The 21374-nt window shown below is 40.4% G+C and carries 18 protein-coding genes; all 18 read left to right on the top strand.

The window, feature by feature from the left end:
• The first annotated feature begins 12 nt into the window (after positions 1 to 12).
• The 18 genes from ftsL to J2S05_RS06065 all read left to right on the top strand — a co-directional run bounded on the left by ftsL (position 13) and on the right by J2S05_RS06065 (position 21353).
• Positions 13 to 366, top strand: a complete 354-nt coding sequence (gene ftsL, locus J2S05_RS06150; protein ID WP_306980870.1) for a cell division protein FtsL — start codon at positions 13 to 15, stop codon at positions 364 to 366.
• Positions 367 to 436: 70 nt separating this feature from the next.
• A complete protein-coding gene (locus J2S05_RS06145; RefSeq protein WP_306980868.1) occupies positions 437 to 2644 on the top strand; it encodes a penicillin-binding protein in 2208 nt (735 codons plus the stop codon).
• A gap of 79 nt (positions 2645 to 2723) precedes the next feature.
• The gene (locus J2S05_RS06140) at positions 2724 to 4661 is read left to right on the top strand and encodes a stage V sporulation protein D (protein WP_306980866.1); all 1938 of its coding nucleotides are present in this window, start codon (positions 2724 to 2726) and stop codon (positions 4659 to 4661) included.
• A gap of 94 nt (positions 4662 to 4755) precedes the next feature.
• Positions 4756 to 6219, top strand: coding sequence for a UDP-N-acetylmuramoyl-L-alanyl-D-glutamate--2,6-diaminopimelate ligase (locus J2S05_RS06135; protein WP_306981117.1), 1464 nt, complete (start codon positions 4756 to 4758; stop codon positions 6217 to 6219).
• Positions 6216 to 7604, top strand: coding sequence for a UDP-N-acetylmuramoyl-tripeptide--D-alanyl-D-alanine ligase (locus J2S05_RS06130; RefSeq protein WP_306980864.1), 1389 nt, complete (start codon positions 6216 to 6218; stop codon positions 7602 to 7604). Before J2S05_RS06135 ends, J2S05_RS06130 begins: the two co-directional genes overlap by 4 nt.
• Entirely contained in the window at positions 7601 to 8575 is a 975-nt protein-coding gene (gene mraY / locus J2S05_RS06125; protein WP_306980863.1) for a phospho-N-acetylmuramoyl-pentapeptide-transferase, read from the top strand. The genes J2S05_RS06130 and mraY overlap by 4 nt, the downstream gene beginning before the upstream one ends.
• Before the next feature lies 1 nt (position 8576).
• Complete coding sequence (gene murD, locus J2S05_RS06120; protein WP_306980861.1) at positions 8577 to 9926, top strand: UDP-N-acetylmuramoyl-L-alanine--D-glutamate ligase; 1350 nt, start codon at positions 8577 to 8579, stop codon at positions 9924 to 9926.
• Between the two features lie 384 nt (positions 9927 to 10310).
• Positions 10311 to 11411, top strand: coding sequence for a stage V sporulation protein E (spoVE, locus tag J2S05_RS06115; protein WP_306980859.1), 1101 nt, complete (start codon positions 10311 to 10313; stop codon positions 11409 to 11411).
• Between the two features lie 297 nt (positions 11412 to 11708).
• On the top strand, positions 11709 to 12614 hold the full coding sequence (gene murB / locus J2S05_RS06110; RefSeq protein ID WP_306980857.1) for a UDP-N-acetylmuramate dehydrogenase: 906 nt from the start codon (positions 11709 to 11711) through the stop codon (positions 12612 to 12614).
• 56 nt (positions 12615 to 12670) lie between these two features.
• Positions 12671 to 13477, top strand: coding sequence for a cell division protein FtsQ/DivIB (locus tag J2S05_RS06105; protein ID WP_306980855.1), 807 nt, complete (start codon positions 12671 to 12673; stop codon positions 13475 to 13477).
• 594 nt (positions 13478 to 14071) lie between these two features.
• Positions 14072 to 15361, top strand: coding sequence for a cell division protein FtsA (gene ftsA / locus J2S05_RS06100; RefSeq protein ID WP_306980852.1), 1290 nt, complete (start codon positions 14072 to 14074; stop codon positions 15359 to 15361).
• A 41-nt stretch (positions 15362 to 15402) separates the two neighbouring features.
• Positions 15403 to 16539, top strand: a complete 1137-nt coding sequence (gene ftsZ / locus J2S05_RS06095) for a cell division protein FtsZ (protein ID WP_306980850.1) — start codon at positions 15403 to 15405, stop codon at positions 16537 to 16539.
• Between the two features lie 189 nt (positions 16540 to 16728).
• On the top strand, positions 16729 to 17646 hold the full coding sequence (gene spoIIGA, locus J2S05_RS06090) for a sigma-E processing peptidase SpoIIGA (protein ID WP_306980848.1): 918 nt from the start codon (positions 16729 to 16731) through the stop codon (positions 17644 to 17646).
• 31 nt (positions 17647 to 17677) lie between these two features.
• Positions 17678 to 18391, top strand: a complete 714-nt coding sequence (gene sigE / locus J2S05_RS06085; protein ID WP_306980847.1) for an RNA polymerase sporulation sigma factor SigE — start codon at positions 17678 to 17680, stop codon at positions 18389 to 18391.
• 143 nt (positions 18392 to 18534) lie between these two features.
• The gene (sigG, locus tag J2S05_RS06080; protein ID WP_306980845.1) at positions 18535 to 19320 is read left to right on the top strand and encodes an RNA polymerase sporulation sigma factor SigG; all 786 of its coding nucleotides are present in this window, start codon (positions 18535 to 18537) and stop codon (positions 19318 to 19320) included.
• A gap of 106 nt (positions 19321 to 19426) precedes the next feature.
• Positions 19427 to 19732 (top strand): YlmC/YmxH family sporulation protein, encoded by a 306-nt coding sequence (locus tag J2S05_RS06075; protein WP_306980843.1) that lies wholly within the window; start codon positions 19427 to 19429, stop codon positions 19730 to 19732.
• A gap of 84 nt (positions 19733 to 19816) precedes the next feature.
• Positions 19817 to 20644 (top strand): peptidoglycan editing factor PgeF, encoded by an 828-nt coding sequence (gene pgeF, locus J2S05_RS06070; RefSeq protein WP_306980841.1) that lies wholly within the window; start codon positions 19817 to 19819, stop codon positions 20642 to 20644.
• A 16-nt stretch (positions 20645 to 20660) separates the two neighbouring features.
• Positions 20661 to 21353 carry a YggS family pyridoxal phosphate-dependent enzyme gene (locus J2S05_RS06065; protein WP_306980840.1) on the top strand — a complete coding sequence of 231 codons (693 nt, stop codon included), beginning with the start codon at positions 20661 to 20663 and terminating at the stop codon, positions 21351 to 21353.
• Positions 21354 to 21374: the final 21 nt, after the last annotated feature.

Below are 21374 nucleotides of genomic sequence, written 5' to 3'. Positions count from 1 at the left end.
GGGGGTCACACGATGCTGGCACGTCAAGTTCAACCGAATCATCAGCCTCAATCCGCACCACAAACACAAAAGGTAATCCGAACATCACGTGCAAGAATTACACTTGGAGAAAAAATGATTGCACTTTGTATTGCAATGGTTATGCTTGTTTTATCAGGGTTGGTTGTACATAATTATGTATCAATATACAGTCTGAATAAAGAAAATCATCAAATGCAATCGAGTATCACTACTCAAACTCAAGTGAATGAAGGATTGAATTTACAAGTAGTAGAAGCTAGTGATCCCGATCGGCTGTTTAGTATCGCAAAAGAGAATGGGTTTGAACTTAATGCGGAAAACGTAGAGGTTGTAAACAAGAACTAGTTCAGACGTTGAACTAGTTTTTTTATCGATTACACTCTAGTAAACTAGGAATGTAAGGAGTTGTGTGGGTATGGAAATTAAGAGAGCTGTAACAAATAAACGTGCACTAATGCTCTTAGTATGCTTTCTTGTGATCTTTGCGGTTTTGGGCGGCCGAATAGCTTACATTCAAGCTGCTAAAGAAGTAAAGGGACAAGATCTATCAGCTATTGCTGAACAGAGATGGCAGAAAAGTCATGTAATAGAAGGAAAACGAGGCACTATTTATGACCGAAGTGGAGATGCGGTTGCCGAACAATTGCAATCTTATAGTGTCTATGCCGTCCTCTCTAATGATCAGAATAGTTATGTGAGGGACCCAGCAGAAACGGCAGAGGAATTAGCCCCACTTATTAATCTTGAACCTTCTGAGCTTCAAAGTATGTTAGAACAAGATAAATTCCAGGTTGAATTAGGATCTGGAGCCAGAAATTTGTCCTATGAAAAAATGACCGAAATTAAAGAGAAAGAATTGGATGGCATTCATTTTACGAAGCAACCAAGAAGATACTATCCGAAACAAATGTATGCCTCTCATGTGATCGGGTACACCGAACGAGATATGGCCGTGGCAAGAATGGGGCTTGAACGAAGCTTAGATGAATTGTTAAGTCCAGAGGATGGGTCCGTTCAATATGATAGTGATCACGAAGGGGTACCTTTGCCAAATCCAAATAACAACATTACACCTGCAGTAGACGGTGATGATGTTTATCTGACATTAGATTCTAATGTTCAGGTAGCATTAGAACAGGTCATGTCTCAAGTAGCAGATGAATACTCGCCTAAAAAAATGACAGCTATAGTCGCTGATCCAAAAACAGGGGCAATTCTTGCGATGAGTAATCGTCCAAGCTTTAATCCAAATGAATATGAGTCTGTTGAAAACTATACGAATTATGCAATATCAGATCGATTCGAACCAGGTTCAACGATGAAGATGTTTACTGTGGCAGCAGCTATCGAAGAAGGGGTTTGGAATGCTGAAGATACGTATCAATCTGGAAGTTATAAAGTAGACTCTGAGTCTACAATTAGTGACCACAGAAGGGGTGGGTGGGGAACCATCTCGTTCCGTGAAGGATTTCTTCGTTCATCCAACGTTGCCATGATGATACTTGGTCTAGAGAAGCTAGGTCCAGATAAGTTATATGATTACTGGGATAAATTCGGGTTCTTTGATAAGACAGGGATTGATCTACCAAATGAAACGGACAGTCAAATTGCGCAAAATGGGCGATCTGATGCGGCGACAACATCGTTTGGACAAGGGTCTGCAGTGACACCTATTCAAATCATTCAAGCAGCTACAGCGATTGCAAATGATGGCGTTATGATGAAACCCTATGTTATTGATCGCATTACAGAACATGATACTGGAGAATTAATCGAGCAAAACGAACCGACTGAAGTAGGGCAACCCATATCAGAAGAAACGGCAGCTGAAGTGAGAAAGTTACTAGGGCAAGTCGTGAGTGAGGAAGAAGGAACAGGAAACGCTTATCAGATTGCAGGATTTGATATTGCTGGTAAAACAGGGACGGCCCAAGTTTTAAATGAAGATGGTCCTGGATACATGACTGGTCATGGAAACAATCTATTCTCCTTTATGGGGATGGCCCCTGAAGACGATCCAAAAGTTATGGTTTATGTAGCAGTCGAGCGCCCACAATTGGATGAACTTGAGGTAGGTAGTGAACCGGTTGCCTTAATTTTTAATACGATCATGCAAAGAAGCCTTGATTACTTAAATATCGCTCCTACCATTGAAGAAGTTAAAGAAGAAACAGAATCAGGATATAAGATGGAAGATTTGAATGGACAAACGAGAGATGAAGCTGTTACAGAGTTAGAGAATTATGGCATGGAAGTACTGACGCTAGGAGAAGGAAACCAAGTTGAATCACAGCAACCGGAGGCCGGTGTAGGACTCTTAGAAGGTGAGAAAGTAGTGCTGTATATGGGCGGAGGTTCCGCTCAATTACCAGATATGACAGGGTGGTCAGCACGTGATGTTCTAAAAGTTGCTGCAGTGTTTGGTGTGAATTTAGAACAAGAAGGTAATGGATTCTTGATTCATCAATCTCCAGGAGCGGGCGAAGTGGTTCAGGAAGGTGATACCATTCAAACTGAATTTTCAAGTGAAGAAGATCTATCACCGGAAGAAGATAACCCTGAAGAGGCCAATCAGGATGACCTTAACTTGGATGTCGAAACGGATAGAGATATATCCAACTAAGAAAGAGAAGGTTCTTTTCCACCCCTTCGTTTCATAAGCTTTTACAAGCTTAAGCTTGTCAGAAGCGGGGGGAGTTATCATGAGAAGAGTATCTCAAACAACAGTGAGAAAGCGACTCATTGCGATCTTAATAATTGGACTAGCCGTGTTTACGATCATTGCAGGACGACTTGGATACGTGCAATTCATAGAGGGTGAGCAGTTAACACAGTTGGCCATGGATTCGTGGAGTCGTGAAATTCCTTTTGAACCGAAAAGAGGAGAAATTCGTGATCGAAACGATGTCGTACTGGCGACAAATGTAAGTGCTCCATCAGTATTAATTGTTCCTAGACAAATCGAAAACCCTGAGGAAAGCGCTGAAAAGCTGGCGGCCATATTAGAAATGGACAAAAGTTCCACATTAGATCAGTTAACTAAATCAGAATCGCGTGTGTGGCTGCGTCCTGAGGGTCAAAAGATTAGTAAAGAAAAAGCGAGTGAAATTAGAAAGCTTAAACTACCTGGGGTGTTTATTGCGGAAGACAGTAAGCGTCACTATCCTCATGGAAGCTATTTATCCCACGTTTTAGGCTTTGCAGGTATTGATAATCAAGGTCTAACTGGGCTTGAATTATTTTACGATGAGGAGCTAAAAGGAGAACAGGGACATGTTTCGTTTTTCTCCACAGCTAAAAATAGTCGTATGCCTAATCTTGCGGATGAATACGAAGCTCCTGTAAATGGGTTGGATATGAGATTAACGGTTGATAATCGTGTGCAAACGATTATAGAAAGGGAACTTGATATAGCCGAGGCAACATATCAACCTGATGGAGCCTGGGCTATAGCGATGAACCCTAAAACAGGTGAGATCCTTGGAATGAGCAGTCGTCCTGATTACAATCCAGAGAACTTTCAAGATGTGTCGGCTGATATTTATAATCAAAATAAACCGGTTTGGATGCAATATGAGCCAGGCTCAACCTTTAAGATTATTACGCTCGCAGCGGCTCTTGAAGAAGGCGAAGTAGATTTGGAGCATGACCAGTTTTATGATCCAGGCTATATTGAAGTGTCAGGACATAAACTTCGCTGTTGGAAAAAAGGTGGACATGGACAACAAACATTCCTTGAAGTCGTTCAGAATTCTTGTAACCCAGGGTTTGTGACGCTTGGGGAACGGCTAGGTAAAGATCGACTTTTCGATTATATTGACGACTTTGGCTTCGGATCAAAGACCGGTATTGATTTGCAGGGTGAAGGAACCGGCATTCTATTTAATAGGGATCGAGTGGGTCCATTAGAACAAGCAACAACAGCTTTTGGTCAAGGTGTAGCTGTCACCCCTTTGCAACAAGTTACCGCAGTGTCAGCGGCTGTTAATGGAGGTTATCTCTATAAGCCTTATATTGCAAAGGAATGGGTAGATCCTATAACTGGAAGTGTGGTCAAACAGCAATCACCTTATATGAAACGACAAGTCATTTCAGAGGATACCTCCAAAAAAGTTCGGGATGCACTTGAATCGGTTGTTGCATTAGGAACAGGTAAGGGTGCGTTTGTCGATGGTTATCGTGTTGGAGGCAAAACAGGTACAGCTCAAAAAGCTAAAGATGGGAAATACCTTGAGAATAATCATATTGTCTCCTTTATCGGTTTTGCTCCTGCTGATGATCCTGAAATTGTTGTGTATGTGGCGGTGGATAACCCTAAAGATACGCTTCAATTTGGTGGCATTGTTGCAGCCCCTATTGTAGGGAATATAATTGGTGATAGTCTTGCAGCTATGGGTGTCGAAAAAAGATCCGAGCAAATTGAAAAAGAAGTAACTTGGTCGGACGAACCGATTATGGAGGTCCCTGATTTGATTGGTCGTACGCGTCGCGAAATCCATGAAGGGTATATGGAACTTAGGCTCGATGCTGCGGGAGAAGGGGAAGTTGTTCAATCACAATCGCCTGATCCGGGTAGTAAAGTAGCAGCTGGTTCAACAATTCGCATATACATGGGTGACAAATCGGATTCAAACGACTAAAATGAAGTTTGCATGTTTTTCTTAGAGGGTATAATTTCTTGCCTTGTATAAAAGAGAACAGCTTATCGCAGTGAATGAGAGGGTAAAGAATATGATGACATTAAATGAACTGCTCCGGCCGCTGCGCACGCAAAGCGAGCTAACACCAGAGCAGGACCAAATAAAAATCAAACAAATTGATATGGATTCTCGAAATGTGGCTGAAGGGTCGCTCTTTATCTGTATTAAAGGATATACAGTAGACGGTCATGATTTTGCCGAGAAAGCTATTGAGTCAGGAGCCGCCGCAATTATTGCTGAGCGGTCTCTTGACGTATCAGTGCCACTCATAATAGTGGATGATGCCAAGCGTGCAATGGCACGGTTAGCAAGTTATTTCTATGAGGAGCCAACAAAAAAACTTAACTTAATAGGTGTAACTGGAACCAACGGAAAAACATCTACGACACATATACTTGATCAAATCTTAAGAGATGCAAAACATAAAACAGGTATGATTGGTACGATGTATACAAAAATTGGAGATCAGACCTTTGATACGGCAAATACTACACCAGAATCATTAATATTGCAGCAAACATTTAAGAGCATGAATGAAGCGAATGTACAAACTGCTGTTATGGAAGTTTCTTCGCATGCTCTACATCATGGTCGTGTACGAGGCTGTGACTTTGATATTGCTGTGTTCACAAATCTGACGCCAGACCATCTGGATTATCATGAAACAATGGATAAATATTTATTCGCAAAGAGTTTGTTATTTTCTCAACTTGGTAATACCTATGAAGGAAAAACAGCTGTCATAAATATTGATGATCTTTCAGGTCCAAGACTTGCGCAATTAACGACCGCAGATATTATCACTTATGGAATTCGTAAGCCTGCTGATATAAGAGCTCGAGATATAAAGTCAACGCCAGAGGGCACAACCTTTATATTAGAAGCATTTGGTGAGGAAGTGACCGTTACATTTAGCCTCATTGGTTTGTTTAGTGTATACAATGCCTTAGCAGCAGTGGCAGCAGCTCTGGCTTCAGGGATAGAACTGAAGCAAATTAAAGCGAGTCTTGAACATGTCAAAGGCATCGCCGGACGTTTTGAACCTGTGCAATGCGGTCAGCCGTATTCTGTTATTGTTGACTATGCACACACAGCTGACAGCTTGCAGAATGTACTTGATACGGTTACTGAATTAACAAATGGACATGTGACTGTTGTAGTAGGTTGTGGTGGAGATCGAGATGCGAGCAAACGACCAGTGATGGCAAATATTGCGGTCAAACAAGCGGATCGAGCGATTTTTACATCGGATAATCCTAGATCTGAGGATCCTGAACTTATTTTAAAAGACATGACAAAAGATCTTCTTGCTGACAATTATGAAACGGTATTGGATCGAAAAGTAGCTATTTATCGAGCCATTGAAGCAGCAGAAGAAGGGGACGTTGTTCTTATTGCTGGTAAAGGGCACGAAACGTATCAGGATATCGCCGGTGTAAAACATCACTTTGATGATAAAGAAGTGGCAGCTGAGGCGATTAAAGGTAGGATGACATGAGTGTATCGCATGAATTAGTAAAAAGAGTTGCAACAAAAACACGTGTCGAGCAAGTTGAATCAATCAACTACATGAGTGTTTCCATTGATACACGTTCTTTACAATCGGGTGCGCTTTATATCCCGATTGTTGGGGAACGGTTTGATGGGCATCAATTTCTTGCACAAGCGATAGAAGCTGGAGCGAAAGCAGCTATTTGGCAAGGGGATGTTCCTGTGCCAAAAGATTTGCCAGATAGTTTTCAGCTCTATTTTGTGCAGGATACATTAACGACTTTACAAGAGTTAGCGAAACAGTATCGAGCCGAAGTGAATCCCTCTGTTATTGCCGTTACGGGTAGTAATGGAAAAACAACTGTGAAAGATATGTTATCCTCGATTCTAACTTTTGCAGGTCCAACATATAAAACACAGGGGAATTTTAATAATCATATCGGTTTGCCTTTAACGATTCTTGGCATGCCTAAAGATTGTCAATACTTGATTTTGGAGATGGGTATGAGTGGTTATGGAGAAATCCATTTACTTAGCATGTTATCTCTTCCGAATGCTGCGGTGATTACCAATATCGGCGAATCACATATGGAGCAGTTAGGATCGAGAGAGGGTATTGCCAAGGCTAAAGCAGAAATTAGAGATGGCTTGGTAGAAGCTGGCACCTTATATATTGATGGAGATGAACCATTATTAGCGACTCTTACTGAAGATACTGTCTGTTCGGTTGGATTCTCCCAGTCAAGTGATAGACAGATTAGTGAAGTTCATGCAAATGCAGAAGGATTCCACTTTACCCTTCATGGTGTGGGACAGCTAGTCATCCCACTTCTTGGAAGACACAATGTAAAAAATGCAGCACTTGCAGCAAGTCTTGCTGCAGGACTTGGTCTATCGTATGACCAAATTCAGGCTGGATTGAAGCAAGTGAAGATTAGCAGTATGAGGCTAGAACGCTCAAAAGGTTCTCGTGGAGAATTAATGATTAATGACGCGTATAATGCAAGTCCAACGTCAATGGTGGCTTCATTAGAGGCACTAAAAGACATCACAGGTTTTTCGAAGTATGTAGCCGTATTAGGTGATATGTACGAGTTAGGCGAGCAAGAAAAGGCATTACATGAACAAATGGCTCCTCACATTACTACACCTATTACACACTTGCTCACTGTTGGGCAAAAAGGAAAATGGATCTCAGAATCAGTTGCTCAGTCAGATAAAACCTCAAACATCAGTTTGCTGCATGCAGCTACAGTAGAGGAAGCGACAGACCTGTTAGCACCTCTTTTATCTGAAGAGACAGTTGTGCTTCTAAAAGCATCCAGAGGACTCAAGCTAGAAAAAATAATAAACGACTTATTAGTAAGCGAGAAGGGGGAGATGAACAAATGAATGAACAACTTCTGCTTCTAACGCTGATTATTTCATTTGGAGTGGCGGTCATGTTTTCACCGCTATTCATCCCATTTTTAAAAAGGTTAAAATTTGGGCAGAGCATTAGGGAAGAAGGACCACAATCCCATCAGAAAAAAAGTGGTACACCAACAATGGGTGGTATTATTTTTGTATTGGCGATTCTTGCAACGATTCTTGGTGTGACGATAAGCACGAACACACTTTCACCTGAGATTATCCTGCTATTAATTGTCACTTTAGGCTACGGTTTAGTAGGCTTTGTTGATGACTACATAAAGGTGGTCAAAAAGCATAATCTAGGCCTGACCTCCAAACAAAAACTTATTGGCCAGTTAATCATTGCTGTTATTTTCTATTTGGGATTAATTCAAATTGGCTTCTCAACAGAAATTGCCATTCCGGCCACTTCTTTATCCATTGATATTGGCTATTTATATCTTCCGTTAATCATAATCATGCTAGTAGGGGCATCAAATGCCGTTAACTTAACCGATGGATTAGATGGTCTTCTTGCAGGTACCGGGGCGATTGCTTTTGGAGCATTTGCTGTTCTTGCATGGAATGCTGGATACTTTGATGTTTCACTTTTTAGTGCCGCAGTAGTCGGGTCTGTACTTGGGTTTCTTGTATTTAATGCACATCCTGCAAAAGTGTTTATGGGAGATACAGGGTCACTAGCGCTAGGCGGAGCCATTACAGGCATAGCTATCTTAAGTAAAATGGAATTAATGCTAATTCTAGTAGGTGGGGTCTTCGTAATAGAGACTTTATCCGTAATTATTCAAGTCATTTCATTTAAAACAACGGGTAAACGTGTATTTAAGATGAGTCCTTTGCATCACCATTATGAATTATCAGGTTGGTCTGAGTGGCGAGTCGTTGTAACATTTTGGCTTGTAGGCATGGTGTTTGCTGTTGCCGCTATCTATACAGGAGTGTGGTTATAAGATGAAGGCAGCAGAAAACTTTCAAGGTAAACATGTATTAGTACTTGGATTGGCCAAAAGCGGGTATGCAGCAGCTAGACTTTTATCTAAGCTAGGTGCCGTAGTCACTGTAAATGATGGCAAGCCTCTTGAAGAAAATCCTGCAGCTCAGGAATTAATCGGGCAAGGTATGAATGTCGTCTGTGGGGAGCATCCACTTTCGTTGCTTGACTCACAGGTTGATTTGATTGTTAAGAACCCAGGTATTCCCTATTCAAACACTCTGCTTATCGAAGCGGATAAAAAGAATATTCCTATACAAACAGAAATCGAGCTTGCTTATCAAATAAGTGAGGCTGATATTATTGCCATTACAGGCTCGAATGGGAAAACAACAACAACTACTCTGATTACAGAAATGCTTCACCATAGTGGAAGAACACCGCTTGTTGCTGGAAATATTGGCATTGTGGCTTGTGAAGTTGCTGAACAAGCGACAGATGATGATGTGATTGTCATGGAATTATCAAGCTTTCAATTAATGGGCACAGATACGTTCCGTCCAAAAATATCTGTTCTGTTAAATATTTTTGATGCGCACCTAGATTATCATGGGACAAAAGAAGACTACATTGCTGCAAAAGCACGAATACAGTCCAAGCAGCAGGCTTCTGATTATCTTGTATACAACGCCTCTGATGATGTAGTTACACAAATTGCACAATCTAGCGAAGCAACAAAGATTGGGTTTTCAACCGTTGATCTTGTGGAAGATGGTCTAGACGTAGTGGAAGGATATATTCGTTATAAAAAAACAGCTATCATTGCTGTGAGCGACATCATGCTGCCAGGCAAACACAATATTGAAAATATACTTGCAGCTGCTGGTGCAGCAATTCTTGCTGGTGCTTCACTTACACAAATCCAACATGTATTAAGAACATTTGGTGGCGTAGAGCATCGCTTACAGTTTGTTAAAAAGCATGATGAACGATTGTTTTATAACGATTCCAAAGCAACAAACATCCTAGCAACCTCTAAAGCACTAGAAGCTTTTGATAAGCCCGTTATTCTTCTAGCTGGTGGGTTGGATCGAGGCAATTCGTTTGATTCGTTAATTCCTTCGTTAAGTGGTGTAAAGTCCGTAGTCACCTACGGCGAAACGAAGGAAAAGATTGCTCAGACAGCTCGTTCCATTAATATCCAATCCGTTCAAGTTGTGAACCAACTGGACGAAGCTGTGAGGATAGCGTATAACGAGTCAGAAGAAGGCGATGTAATCTTGCTCTCACCAGCTTGCGCAAGCTGGGATCAATTCAAAACATTTGAAGAGCGAGGACAGGCATTTATTCAAGCTATAAATAATTTGTAAGAAATAGAGCTGGGACAAAGATAGGTAGACTAACAATAACGACGAGCATTCCTAAAATTGGAAAGCTTGTCGTTTATTTTTATGAAAAATAGCGGAAGGAGAATCCGTAGACTCCTGGGGGACCAGCACGTGTCTGAAGACTCTGGAGTGGTGGTTTTCCACGGAGGAGGCTGAGGCCGTGCCCCCGGAAAGCGAAGGATTCTCCTGTAGCGGTGCAACTCAGCATGTTTTATACTATTCGTCTTTTGAAATTCTAATTTTAGATATGTCAAAGCTACATATTCTTTTTTTCATAAATGCAGTTTAGCTTTGATGGACATGTTTTTAGATGGTCAAGCATAAGTGTATAGGGAAGAGACTTGAGTAAGTAATTGAGGTGTCCTTATGCACAAATCAAAATCAGCTCCAGATGCTATTTTACTTCTTACCACGCTGACTCTGCTTTGTATTGGTGTCATTATGGTTTATAGTGCTAGTGCTGCGTGGGCAGCCTATCGATTTGATGATGCTTTTTTCTTCTTAAAAAGACAGATGTTTTTTGCTGGCGTTGGTGTAGCCCTCATGCTTTTTATTATGAGGGTGGAATATTGGACGTGGCGTTCTTATGCAAAGCTAATACTATTGGTTTGTTTTATACTCTTAATCCTTGTACTTGTTCCAGGCGTAGGTCTTGTTCGTGGAGGTGCTAGGAGTTGGCTGGGAGTAGGGGCCTTTTCGATTCAGCCATCAGAATTTATGAAAATGGGAATGGTCATTTTTTTAGCAAAATACTTATCAGAAAATCAAAAGAAAATTGTTACCTTTAAAAAAGGATTATTGCCAAACTTAGCTTTAGTGATGACAGGTTTTGGACTCATTATGCTTCAACCTGATTTGGGTACTGGTGCGGTAATGGTTGGAACATGTGTTGTGATGATTTTTGTAGCAGGAGCTAGAATTAGTCATTTTGCGTGGCTTGGTGTGGTTGGTTTAGCTGGTTTTGTTGGGTTGATTGCTTCTGCACCCTATCGGATCAAACGGATCACCTCCTTTCTTGATCCTTGGAGTGATCCACTAGGGAGTGGCTTTCAGATTATCCAATCCCTTTATGCAATTGGTCCAGGTGGACTAATGGGAATGGGGTTTGGAGAAAGTCGTCAGAAATATTTCTATTTACCTGAGCCCCAGACAGATTTTATCTTTGCTATCTTAAGTGAAGAGCTTGGATTTATTGGTGGCTGTCTTGTTTTAGCTCTTTTTGGTGTTCTTTTATGGAGAGGCATTCGTGCAGCGTTGGCTGCCCCTGATTTGTTTGGGAGTTTACTTGCAGCGGGTGTTGTCACGATGATTGCTATTCAAGTCATGATTAATGTAGGGGTTGTATCTGGATTAATGCCGGTAACTGGAATTACATTGCCGTTATTAAGTTACGGAGGGTCCTCTTTAACATTGATGCTCGTCTCGATTGGTTTACTCTTAAACATAAGTAGACATTCAAGATGGTAACAAGGCAGAGTGGCTATTTAGCCACTCTTTTTTTGAAACATGTGCTTATTCAGCAAAAAAGCCCAATTTATCACAAGAAATCACACAGGATTCGTGTGTCAAGCATGCTAGGTTCATGCTAAAATAGATAGGAAGCCATTTATGCTAGATTATGCTGGCTCAAGCTAAAACTTAGCTTGTACATAACCGATAAAAAGAGGAACTGCACATTTTGAACATTGCGGTTGCTACTCACAAATATCTAGTCATGTGCATAGGTATGTAATTGAACAACACGGATGAAAAGTGAGGGACATTATGAAGGATTTAAAAGAACGTCTTGAAATGGAACAAGTAGGAACTGTGAAAATAGATGAGCGTTTATCCAAACACACAACATGGAAGATCGGTGGACCAGCAGATATTTTGGTAGAACCAAGTAGTAAGCAAGGTCTAATCAAAACGCTCGAGATCATTCGCGAGCAGCAGTTACCATGGAGAACCATTGGTAGAGGGTCAAATATTCTAGTCTCAGATTTGGGCTTAGAAGGTGTTACGATTAAGCTTGGTAGAGGAATGGATTCTCTCGAAGTAGACGAAGAACTTGTGACGGTTGGAGCAGGTTATCCTTTAGTGAAATTAGCAACGGTCATTAGTAGACAAGGATTATCAGGATTAGAATTTGCGGGTGGCATTCCTGGCTCGGTGGGTGGAGCTGTATTTATGAATGCAGGAGCTCATGGATCTGATATTTCTGCTATTTTTGTAAAAGCTCTTATTCTTTTTGAAGATGGTCGACTAGAATGGCTTTCTAACGAGGAGATGGAATTTTCTTATCGTACAACCAAACTCCAAAGTGAACGAGCTATTTGTGTAGAAGCGGTCTTCAAACTGAAAAAAGGTGATCGGACCGAGATTGTTTCGAAAATGCAAGAGAATAAAGATTATCGAAAAAGGTCTCAGCCATACTCGTTTCCTACGTGTGGTAGTGTGTTTCGCAATCCGCTCCCTAACTATGCGGGTAATTTAATTGAAGAAGCTGGCTTAAAAGGTCACCAAATCGGTGGAGCGCAAATTTCAGACATTCATGCCAATTTTATTGTGAATGTGGACACCGCCAAAGCACAAGATGTACTCGAATTAATAAGTCATGTACAAACGACTATTTATGAAAAAAGACAGATCAAAATGGAAACAGAAGTCGAATTGCTTGGAAGGCAATAACTCTCAATTTAAATACCCAAAAACAGACAGTCTGTTATCTATAGAGGGGAGTACTCATGAGTGATAAAAAAGTAATTACAATGAATGACCGTATCCCTTCTTTAAAAGAGCAACGTAAACAGCGGGCGAATCGTAGACTTCTGTTCTTTTTGGGTATATTCTTTATACTTTTGGTTTTGATGATCTATTTTCAATCCCCTCTAAGTAACATTAAAGAGATCCAAGTAACAGGTAATGTGGTCGCAGAAACTGAGGAAATTGTTCAGGCAAGTGATTTAGCTGAAGGGAATAGCATTTGGAATTTACATAGTGAGGATAGCATTACGCAGATTGAAGAGTTAAAAGAAGTGGCGTCAGCTGATATCTCTCGCAAGTTACCAAATACGGTTGAAATTTCGATTACCGAATATCCAAGGGTTGGTTATGTTAAACAGGAAGATGGTTATTTTCCTATGCTGGAGAGTGGGTCACTTCTTGATGTCCTACCTGACGGTGATGTTCCATCTGATGCGCCAGTCATTGTGGCGGATACGGAAATGGTTAAACTTGAAAGGTTAGCGGAAGAACTTGGTGAAACGTCTGATCAGATTAAAGAACGAATTTCAGAAATCTTGTTTATTCCGACTGAGGAAGACCCATTAGCTTTACGACTGTATATGAATGATGGCCTCATTGTTCAAACATCCATTAACAATTTTTCAGAATGGATGTCACCGTACCCTTCAGTGGCAAAAGAAGTAGATAGATCTAAGCAAGGCATTCTACATATGAAAATGAGTCCTTATTTTGAGGATTTGAATTATCAGGAAGAAGTCGAAGAAGAACTTCAAGATCAAGAGGAAGAAGCAGATCCCAATGAGTAGGGGAGATAGCCTATGACTTAGGACAGTCTCTCATTGAAGAGTGCTTGTATGTAGGGGGACAAGATCCTCATACATAATGGTTGTATGCTTAGCTACTGTAGGCATTCCGGAGGATTTTTGATTTATTTTTTTCTGTTGGATCCTATTGGATTCGAACAGATTCTTCTGAATAACAGGCTCATACCAATGCTAAGGCTACCTTACTTAGTCGATAATAATAGACTGATCCTTATATCGATGTGAAGATTTCTCAAGATTGACGGTAGGTTTAGCTTTTCTAGCAATGAAACTTGGTGTAGACTTGTAATTAGTAACGAATTTAATAGGAACTTACATGTAATAAGGTAGAATGTGTTGTGACAGATTCGCAAATGTAAAAATAATAGGATAAAAGCGCAAATGGGATACGAGGTTTGTATATCAATAAAAAAGTCAATTAAACAGGATATAACCTTATATATGTTGAATGTACTACATATTCACTTTAATTTATGGTTCACGTAACTGTTTATAGAATTGATATTGATAAACGGGCAAAACCTTCTCATAATTATTAAACCAGCTTGCGATTAATTGATAAGGAGGTGCCGCAGAGTGAACACCACTGAAACATATGTTAGTTTAGACATCGGTACATCTAATGTTCGAGTCATTATTGGCGAAGTAACAAACAAAGCGATTAATGTGCTGGGTGTTGGAACAGCGGAATCAGAAGGAATAAAAAAAGGTGCCATCGTAGATATCGATGAAACGGTACAATCGATCCAACGAGCTGTGGAGCAAGCTGAACGAATGGTTGGCTTATCTATTAAGCAAGTTGTTGTAGGGATAAATGGAAATCATGTACAACTACAGCCTTGTCATGGCGTTGTGGCAGTTTCTAGTCCCGATAGAGAGATTGGAACTGAGGATATTGGAAGAGTCATTGATGCGGCTCAGGTCGTCTCGATTCCTCCAGAGAGAGAAATAATCGATGTGATTCCAAAACAATTTATTGTTGATGGATTGGATGAAATCACAGACCCCCGCGGAATGATTGGTGTCCGTCTTGAAATGGAAGGGACAATCATTACAGGTTCAAAAACCGTATTACATAATTTATTGCGTTGTGTCGAACGCGCAGGACTTGATATTGCTGATATTTGCTTGCAATCCTTAGCGTCAGGTTCAATTGCAGTCTCAAAAGATGAGAAAAGTTTAGGTGTTTGTATCATTGATATTGGTGGTGGCTCTTCCACTGTTTCAGTATTTGAGCAAGGAGCGCTTCAAGCCGTTTCAGTCTTGCCAATTGGTGGAGACCATATCACAAATGATATTGCGGTTGGCTTAAGAGTATCAACAGAAGATGCAGAGCGTATTAAGAAAAAACATGGTACTGCTTTTGTGGACGAGGCAAGCGAAGAGGAACAATTTAGTTTTTCGACGATTGGTTCAAACGAGAAGCAAACGATGTCTCAGTACGAACTAGCACAAATCATAGAACCACGTATGGAAGAGATCTTTGAATTATTGTTCAAAGAACTGGTTCGTCTTGGTTTCCGTGATTTCCCTGGTGGTTTTGTCTTAACTGGTGGTACTGTGATGTTGCCAGGTGTGTTAGAATTAGCAAAAGACTTGCTGAGAGGCAACGTTCGAATTGCGATTCCGGATTATATCGGAGTCAGAGAACCTCGCTTTACAACAAGTGTTGGTCTCATTCAATTTGCGAGCAGAAATGTGAAGCTACAAGGTCGTGAAATTGCGGCATCTGTAACTGAACAAGAGGAAGCTTCAAGGCAAAGTCGTGCTCAACCAGCATATGAATCAGCAGATGAAGTGCAGGATGAAAAAAACCAAAACAAAAAATCAAAAATGAAAAATTTATTTAAGTCGTTTTTTGAATAACAATAACGAACAGGCACACAGGCGATTAGGGGGATTTAAACATGTTGGAATTTGAAACGGATATGGAACAACTAGCACAGATTAAAGTTATTGGCGTTGGCGGGGGCGGAAGTAATGCCGTTAACCGTATGATTGAGAATGGATTACAAGGTGTTGAATTTATTGCAGTTAACACAGATGCACAGGCTCTACACTTGTCAAAAGCAGAATCAAAGTATCAGCTTGGTGGTAAGTTAACACGTGGTCTAGGAGCTGGAGCAAATCCAGACATCGGGAAAAAAGCAGCGGAAGAAAGCCGTGAGCAAATTGAAGAAGTTCTTCAAGGTGCAGACATGGTGTTTATTACAGCTGGTATGGGTGGCGGAACTGGAACTGGTGCCGCTCCCGTTATAGCAGAAGTAGCGAAGGAAATTGGTGCTCTGACTGTTGGTGTTGTTACGCGTCCATTTACTTTTGAAGGTCGTAAACGTCAAAATCAGGCTGCTAATGGAATTGCAGCACTAAAAGAAAAAGTAGATACGCTTATTGTCATTCCAAATGATCGTTTACTTGAAATGGTTGATAAAAATACTCCAATGCTTGAAGCTTTCCGTGAAGCGGATAACGTCCTTCGTCAAGGTGTACAAGGTATCTCTGATCTTATTGCAACACCAGGTCTTATTAACTTAGATTTTGCTGATGTGAAAACGATCATGAGTGACAAAGGATCTGCTTTAATGGGAATTGGAATTGCAACGGGAGAGAACCGTGCAACTGAAGCGGCTAAAAAAGCTATTTCATCTCCACTTCTTGAAACATCTGTTGATGGAGCTCAAGGAGTATTAATGAATATTACAGGTGGAAACAATTTAAGTCTGTATGAAGTTCATGAGGCAGCTGAAATCGTATCTGCCGCATCTGATGCGGAAGTAAATATGATCTTTGGTTCTGTCATAAATGAGAATCTTAAAGATGAGATTGTTATTACTATTATTGCAACTGGTTTTGAGGACAATGAAAATGAGTCTAAACCAACTGCGCCACGTCCAAACAAAGGCTTAACTCAAAAAGAAGAGCCTTCTCAACAAAGAGAGCCAAGACAGCAGCGTCCACAGCAGCAGGAACCACCTGCTACTGAGCAGTCAGAAACGTTGGATATCCCAACTTTTCTTCGTAACCGTCGCAATCGCTCAAATTAATCAAATGAGTAAAACCGTCCAATAGGGCGGTTTTTTTGTGCGTCTACCTCGTTATTCCCCACATCATTTTCCGCGTGACACAATCTTATAAAACTTCCTAAAATAAGAGGAATTTTCTCGTCATGAACTGACAGACTTTCATTAGCCAGAGAGGATATACTGGGAGTCATTCAGAAGGGGTTTGATCCGATGACAATATATTTGGATCTCATTTGGGTGCTGAACTATCTGATTGATTATCTTTTACTCTTGTTAACGGCATTGGTTTTAAAACGTCGTCATACGAAAGTACGATTTGGATTGGCAGCACTATTTGCTTCAATGATTGTGTTTCTGATGTTTACTCCTGTTGCTAGCTGGTTTTATCATCCTGTAACGAAATTGATTTATTCTGCCTTTATTATTCTCATTGCCTTTGGCTACAAAAGATGGACGTATTATGTGCAGGGCTTAGCAATGTTTTATTTTGTGACCTTTATGACGGGTGGAGCATTGTTTGCTCTTCATTTCTTTTGGCAGACGGAACTAGATCTATTTTCTAGTGGGTTGCGGACAGAAACATCAATTGGTAGTCCAGTAAGTTGGCTATTAGTTGTACTGGGGTTTCCGCTTGTATGGTATTTTTCCAAACATCGTTTTGACACAATTGAGACAAAAGCTGTTAATTTTCAGCAGTTAGCTAAAGTTGAGATTTCTATTGGTGAACATTGTTTTAAAATGGATGGCTTGATTGATAGTGGGAATCAACTTAGAGATCCGATCACCCGCGTACCAGTAATGATTATAGAGGCGAATCTATTAGAAGAAGCTTTTGGACAAGACGTAGTGAAGGCTATGCTTCATCTAAACATGGACGATTCATCATCAAACACTCAATGGCTTAGTGATCGCTTGCGCATCATTCCATTTCGAGCAGTTGGACAGTCCCAACCTTTTTTAGCTGCGATTAAACCAGACGAAGTCAAAGTTCGTTTTCAAGATCAAGTATATCGATCGACTCATGTGTTAGTGGGTGTGCAGCAAATGGAATTTTCACCAGATGGGTTATACAAAGCGATTCTCCATCCAAAGCAAGTGCTAGGAATCCCTGAAGAACAGTTAGCCTAATGCCTAAATAAAAGCTCATGAGGAGGTAACAATGATTAAATTAAAAATGACGCTAGTTTGGTACCGTGTCTTACATCGATTGGGCATGAAGGCAGATGAAATCTATTACATAGGTGGAAGCGAAGCCTTACCTCCACCGCTATCCAAAGAAGAAGAGGCGGATCTACTGTTGAAGCTTCCCAGTGGTGATCAAGCTGTACGTTCTATCCTTATTGAGAGAAACCTGCGTTTAGTCGTATATATTGCGAGGAAATTTGAAAATACAGGCATCAATATTGAAGATTTAATTAGTATTGGTACGATCGGATTAATAAAAGCAGTGAACACATTTAATCCGGAGAAAAAGATCAAGCTAGCAACGTATGCATCTCGTTGCATTGAAAATGAGATTCTAATGTACTTGCGTAGAAATAACAAAACACGTTCAGAGGTTTCATTTGATGAGCCGTTAAATATCGATTGGGATGGAAATGAACTACTATTATCTGATGTACTGGGAACAGAAGAGGATATTATTACGAAAGGTATAGAAGAAAAAGTTGATCGGAAGCTTCTCAAAAAAGCACTTCACACTCTAAATGCCCGTGAAAAGCAAATTATGGAGCTACGCTTTGGTTTAGCTGGCTTTGAAGAAAAGACGCAAAAAGAAGTAGCAGATATGCTTGGGATTTCACAATCCTATATTTCACGATTAGAGAAACGAATCATAAAAAGACTCCAAAAAGAATTTAATAAAATGGTCTAAAGATTGTCTGAAAAAATTTGAACTAGAGAGAGTAAGCGTGGATCGTTTTGGACGTATTTATACCCATTGTCATGTGCATATTTTTCCCTTCCAAGGAGATACTTTACTAGACATCATCTCCCAAATTACAGGAGGGTAAGAAATTGACACGACATAAAGTTGAAATTTGCGGTGTAGATACATCTACCTTACCGGTACTTAAAAACACGGAAATGCGTGAGCTGTTCCGGCAGCTTCAAGATGGCTATCTACCAGCGCGTGAAGAGCTGGTGAATGGGAACCTAAGGTTAGTTCTAAGTGTGATACAACGATTTAACAATCGTGGTGAATTTGTGGATGATTTATTTCAAGTTGGCTGTATTGGATTGATGAAGTCTATTGATAACTTTGATCTAGGTCAAAATGTGAAGTTCTCTACCTATGCAGTTCCCATGATTATCGGAGAAATTCGCCGATATTTAAGAGACAATAATCCAATACGAGTTTCTCGTTCTTTACGTGATATTGCATATAAGGCTTTACAAGTTCGTGATCATTTAATGGCGGAAAAAAGAAGAGAAAAAGAACCTACTGTTCAAGAAATTGCTCGTGTGCTAGAGGTACCGAAAGAAGATGTTGTCTTTGCATTAGATGCTATTCAGGACCCTGTATCATTATTTGAGCCTATATATAATGATGGGGGAGACCCAATCTTTGTTATGGATCAGATTAGTGATGAACGGAACAAAGACGTTAAGTGGGTGGAAGATATTGCGCTAAAAGAAGCAATGATCCGATTGAATGACCGCGAAAAGCTCATTTTGAATATGCGTTTCTTCCAAGGCAAAACACAGATGGAAGTGGCGGATGAAATCGGTATTTCTCAAGCGCAGGTGTCTAGACTTGAAAAAGCGGCGATTAATCAGATGAATAAGTACGTACAGAGCTAATTTAACAAAAAAGATCTATACTCCGGTCATTTACTGACCAAGAGTTAGGTCTTTTTTTCATGTTCACAGAAAGCCCGTCATATACATGAGGTAAGGAGTGATAACGATGATGAAGATTTCAGACCTTCAGGCAAAGGATATAGTGAATTTAGAAACAGGCAAAAGGCTTGGGCATTTAACGGATCTCGATCTTAACTTAGATAGTGGGCAAATTGAATCAATTATCATTAGCAGTACAGGAAAAGTCATGAGTTTGTTTGGCAAGGATGAAGAGGTGGTCATTCCATGGACAAATATTATCAAAATTGGTTCTGATGTTATTTTGGTAAAAATGACACAGCCATTTCGAGCGAACCCTACACAGGCAAACTTTGTACAGAAGCCGTCTCTACGAACGACTAAGCAGGAATAAAGTCGTTTATTGACATGGCCACATGTGGTACACTAGACGCATGGAATCAGTATGCTAGTGATTTTTTTGAAGGGATGTTCACATATGCATTCGAATGAAGGTCAGACCTTACGACCTGTTTCCTCTTCATTTTTAGAAGCGGGAGTATTAACAGATCAATACCCTGGATTAACGGCAGGTTTTACCACTCGACATGGAGGAGTAAGTCAGTCTCCTTTTTCATCATTTAATTTAGGTTTACATGTTGCTGATTCGGATAGGGATGTAGTGAATAACCGTCACAAATTAGCAGAAGAACTTGGGTATCCATTGTCCACTTGGATAGTAGGAGAACAGGTCCATGAAACGAAAATTGTGAAAGTAAGTAAACAAGATGCAGGCTTAGGAACGGAGAGTTTGCAATCCGCCATTGCTGGAACAGATGGATTATATACACGCGATACGGGAATTTTGCTAACAAGCCTTTATGCTGATTGCGTGCCTTTGTTTTTTATTGCACCATCCTACCAAACCATTGGTCTTGCTCATGCCGGTTGGAAAGGCACTGTTGGTCAAATTGGTCCTCGTATGATTTCACGTTGGCAATCTGAAGAGGGTATTGAGGCAAAAGACATTCATGTACTAATTGGCCCATCTATAAGTGGGGAAGCGTATGAAGTTAACGATGTGGTCATTAAAGCAGTTGATCACTGTCTTTCTGTAGAGATGAAGAAACCATATATTCAAAAAGAGAATGGACGATTTCTTCTTGACTTAAAACAATTAAACAAAAGTCTGCTGTTACAAGCGGGTATACATGAATCGAACATTTATCTTTCATCTATTTGTACGTTCTCAGATGAACGAATGTTTTCCCATAGAGGAGACCATGGTACCACAGGAAGAATGATGAGTGTAATTGGACAACGTTAAGTAGAGGTGTAGAACTTTGTCAGTTGAAGAACAATTTCAATCGATTCAATCACAGATCCAAGAAGCCTGTGTGAAATCGAATCGTCAGACCAAAGATGTTAACGTAATTGCTGTAACGAAATATGTCAGTGAGGAAACAACTCGCAAAGCGTTAGAAGCTGGTGTCACACATATTGGTGAAAATCGCGCTGAATCAGGTCTAGAAAAGAAAAAAGCAATTGGAAATCAAGGGTATTGGCATTTTATTGGTTCACTTCAATCAAGAAAGGTGAAGCAAGTTATTAATGAATTTGATTACTTTCATTCATTGGACCGCTTGTCACTAGCTAAAGAGTTTCAGAAGCAAAGTGGTGATTCTCAAAAGGTCCAATGCTTTGTTCAAGTGAATGTGTCTGGTGAGACGTCAAAGTCAGGGCTAAATCCAGAAGAAGTGATCTCTTTTGTTGAAAAACTAGAAGCATATCCTTCGATTACCATTGTGGGATTAATGACAATGGCTCCATTCACGGAGGATGCTGAGAAGACGAGACCGATATTCAAAGCATTAAGAGAATTAAGAGATGAAGTGGCAGCACTTCAACTACCCTATGCTCCATGTTCAGAGCTTTCTATGGGCATGTCCAACGACTATCGTGTGGCTGTGGAAGAAGGAGCGACATTCATTCGAATAGGTACAGCTTTAGTTGGGAACGAAACAAAGGCAGACTAATATGGTAGGAGGGAGAAAACC

It is taken from the genome of Alkalicoccobacillus murimartini, assembly GCF_030813245.1.
In the GTDB taxonomy this organism is placed as follows: domain Bacteria; phylum Bacillota; class Bacilli; order Bacillales; family Bacillaceae_D; genus Alkalicoccobacillus; species Alkalicoccobacillus murimartini.
This window is presented reverse-complemented; position numbering and strand designations above follow the sequence as displayed.

Excerpts from the sequence above, each read along its gene's own strand:
- pgeF (WP_306980841.1), top strand. The coding sequence starts at position 19,817 with ATGCATTCGAATGAAGGTCAGACCTTACGACCTGTTTCCTCTTCATTT.
- spoVE (WP_306980859.1), top strand. The coding sequence starts at position 10,311 with ATGCACAAATCAAAATCAGCTCCAGATGCTATTTTACTTCTTACCACG.
- murB (WP_306980857.1), top strand. The coding sequence starts at position 11,709 with ATGAAGGATTTAAAAGAACGTCTTGAAATGGAACAAGTAGGAACTGTG.
- J2S05_RS06140 (WP_306980866.1), top strand. The coding sequence starts at position 2,724 with ATGAGAAGAGTATCTCAAACAACAGTGAGAAAGCGACTCATTGCGATC.
- mraY (WP_306980863.1), top strand. The coding sequence starts at position 7,601 with ATGAATGAACAACTTCTGCTTCTAACGCTGATTATTTCATTTGGAGTG.
- sigE (WP_306980847.1), top strand. The coding sequence starts at position 17,678 with ATGATTAAATTAAAAATGACGCTAGTTTGGTACCGTGTCTTACATCGA.
- murD (WP_306980861.1), top strand. The coding sequence starts at position 8,577 with ATGAAGGCAGCAGAAAACTTTCAAGGTAAACATGTATTAGTACTTGGA.
- J2S05_RS06145 (WP_306980868.1), top strand. The coding sequence starts at position 437 with ATGGAAATTAAGAGAGCTGTAACAAATAAACGTGCACTAATGCTCTTA.
- ftsZ (WP_306980850.1), top strand. The coding sequence starts at position 15,403 with ATGTTGGAATTTGAAACGGATATGGAACAACTAGCACAGATTAAAGTT.
- spoIIGA (WP_306980848.1), top strand. The coding sequence starts at position 16,729 with ATGACAATATATTTGGATCTCATTTGGGTGCTGAACTATCTGATTGAT.
- J2S05_RS06075 (WP_306980843.1), top strand. The coding sequence starts at position 19,427 with ATGATGAAGATTTCAGACCTTCAGGCAAAGGATATAGTGAATTTAGAA.
- J2S05_RS06135 (WP_306981117.1), top strand. The coding sequence starts at position 4,756 with ATGACATTAAATGAACTGCTCCGGCCGCTGCGCACGCAAAGCGAGCTA.
- J2S05_RS06130 (WP_306980864.1), top strand. The coding sequence starts at position 6,216 with ATGAGTGTATCGCATGAATTAGTAAAAAGAGTTGCAACAAAAACACGT.
- J2S05_RS06105 (WP_306980855.1), top strand. The coding sequence starts at position 12,671 with ATGAGTGATAAAAAAGTAATTACAATGAATGACCGTATCCCTTCTTTA.
- ftsL (WP_306980870.1), top strand. The coding sequence starts at position 13 with ATGCTGGCACGTCAAGTTCAACCGAATCATCAGCCTCAATCCGCACCA.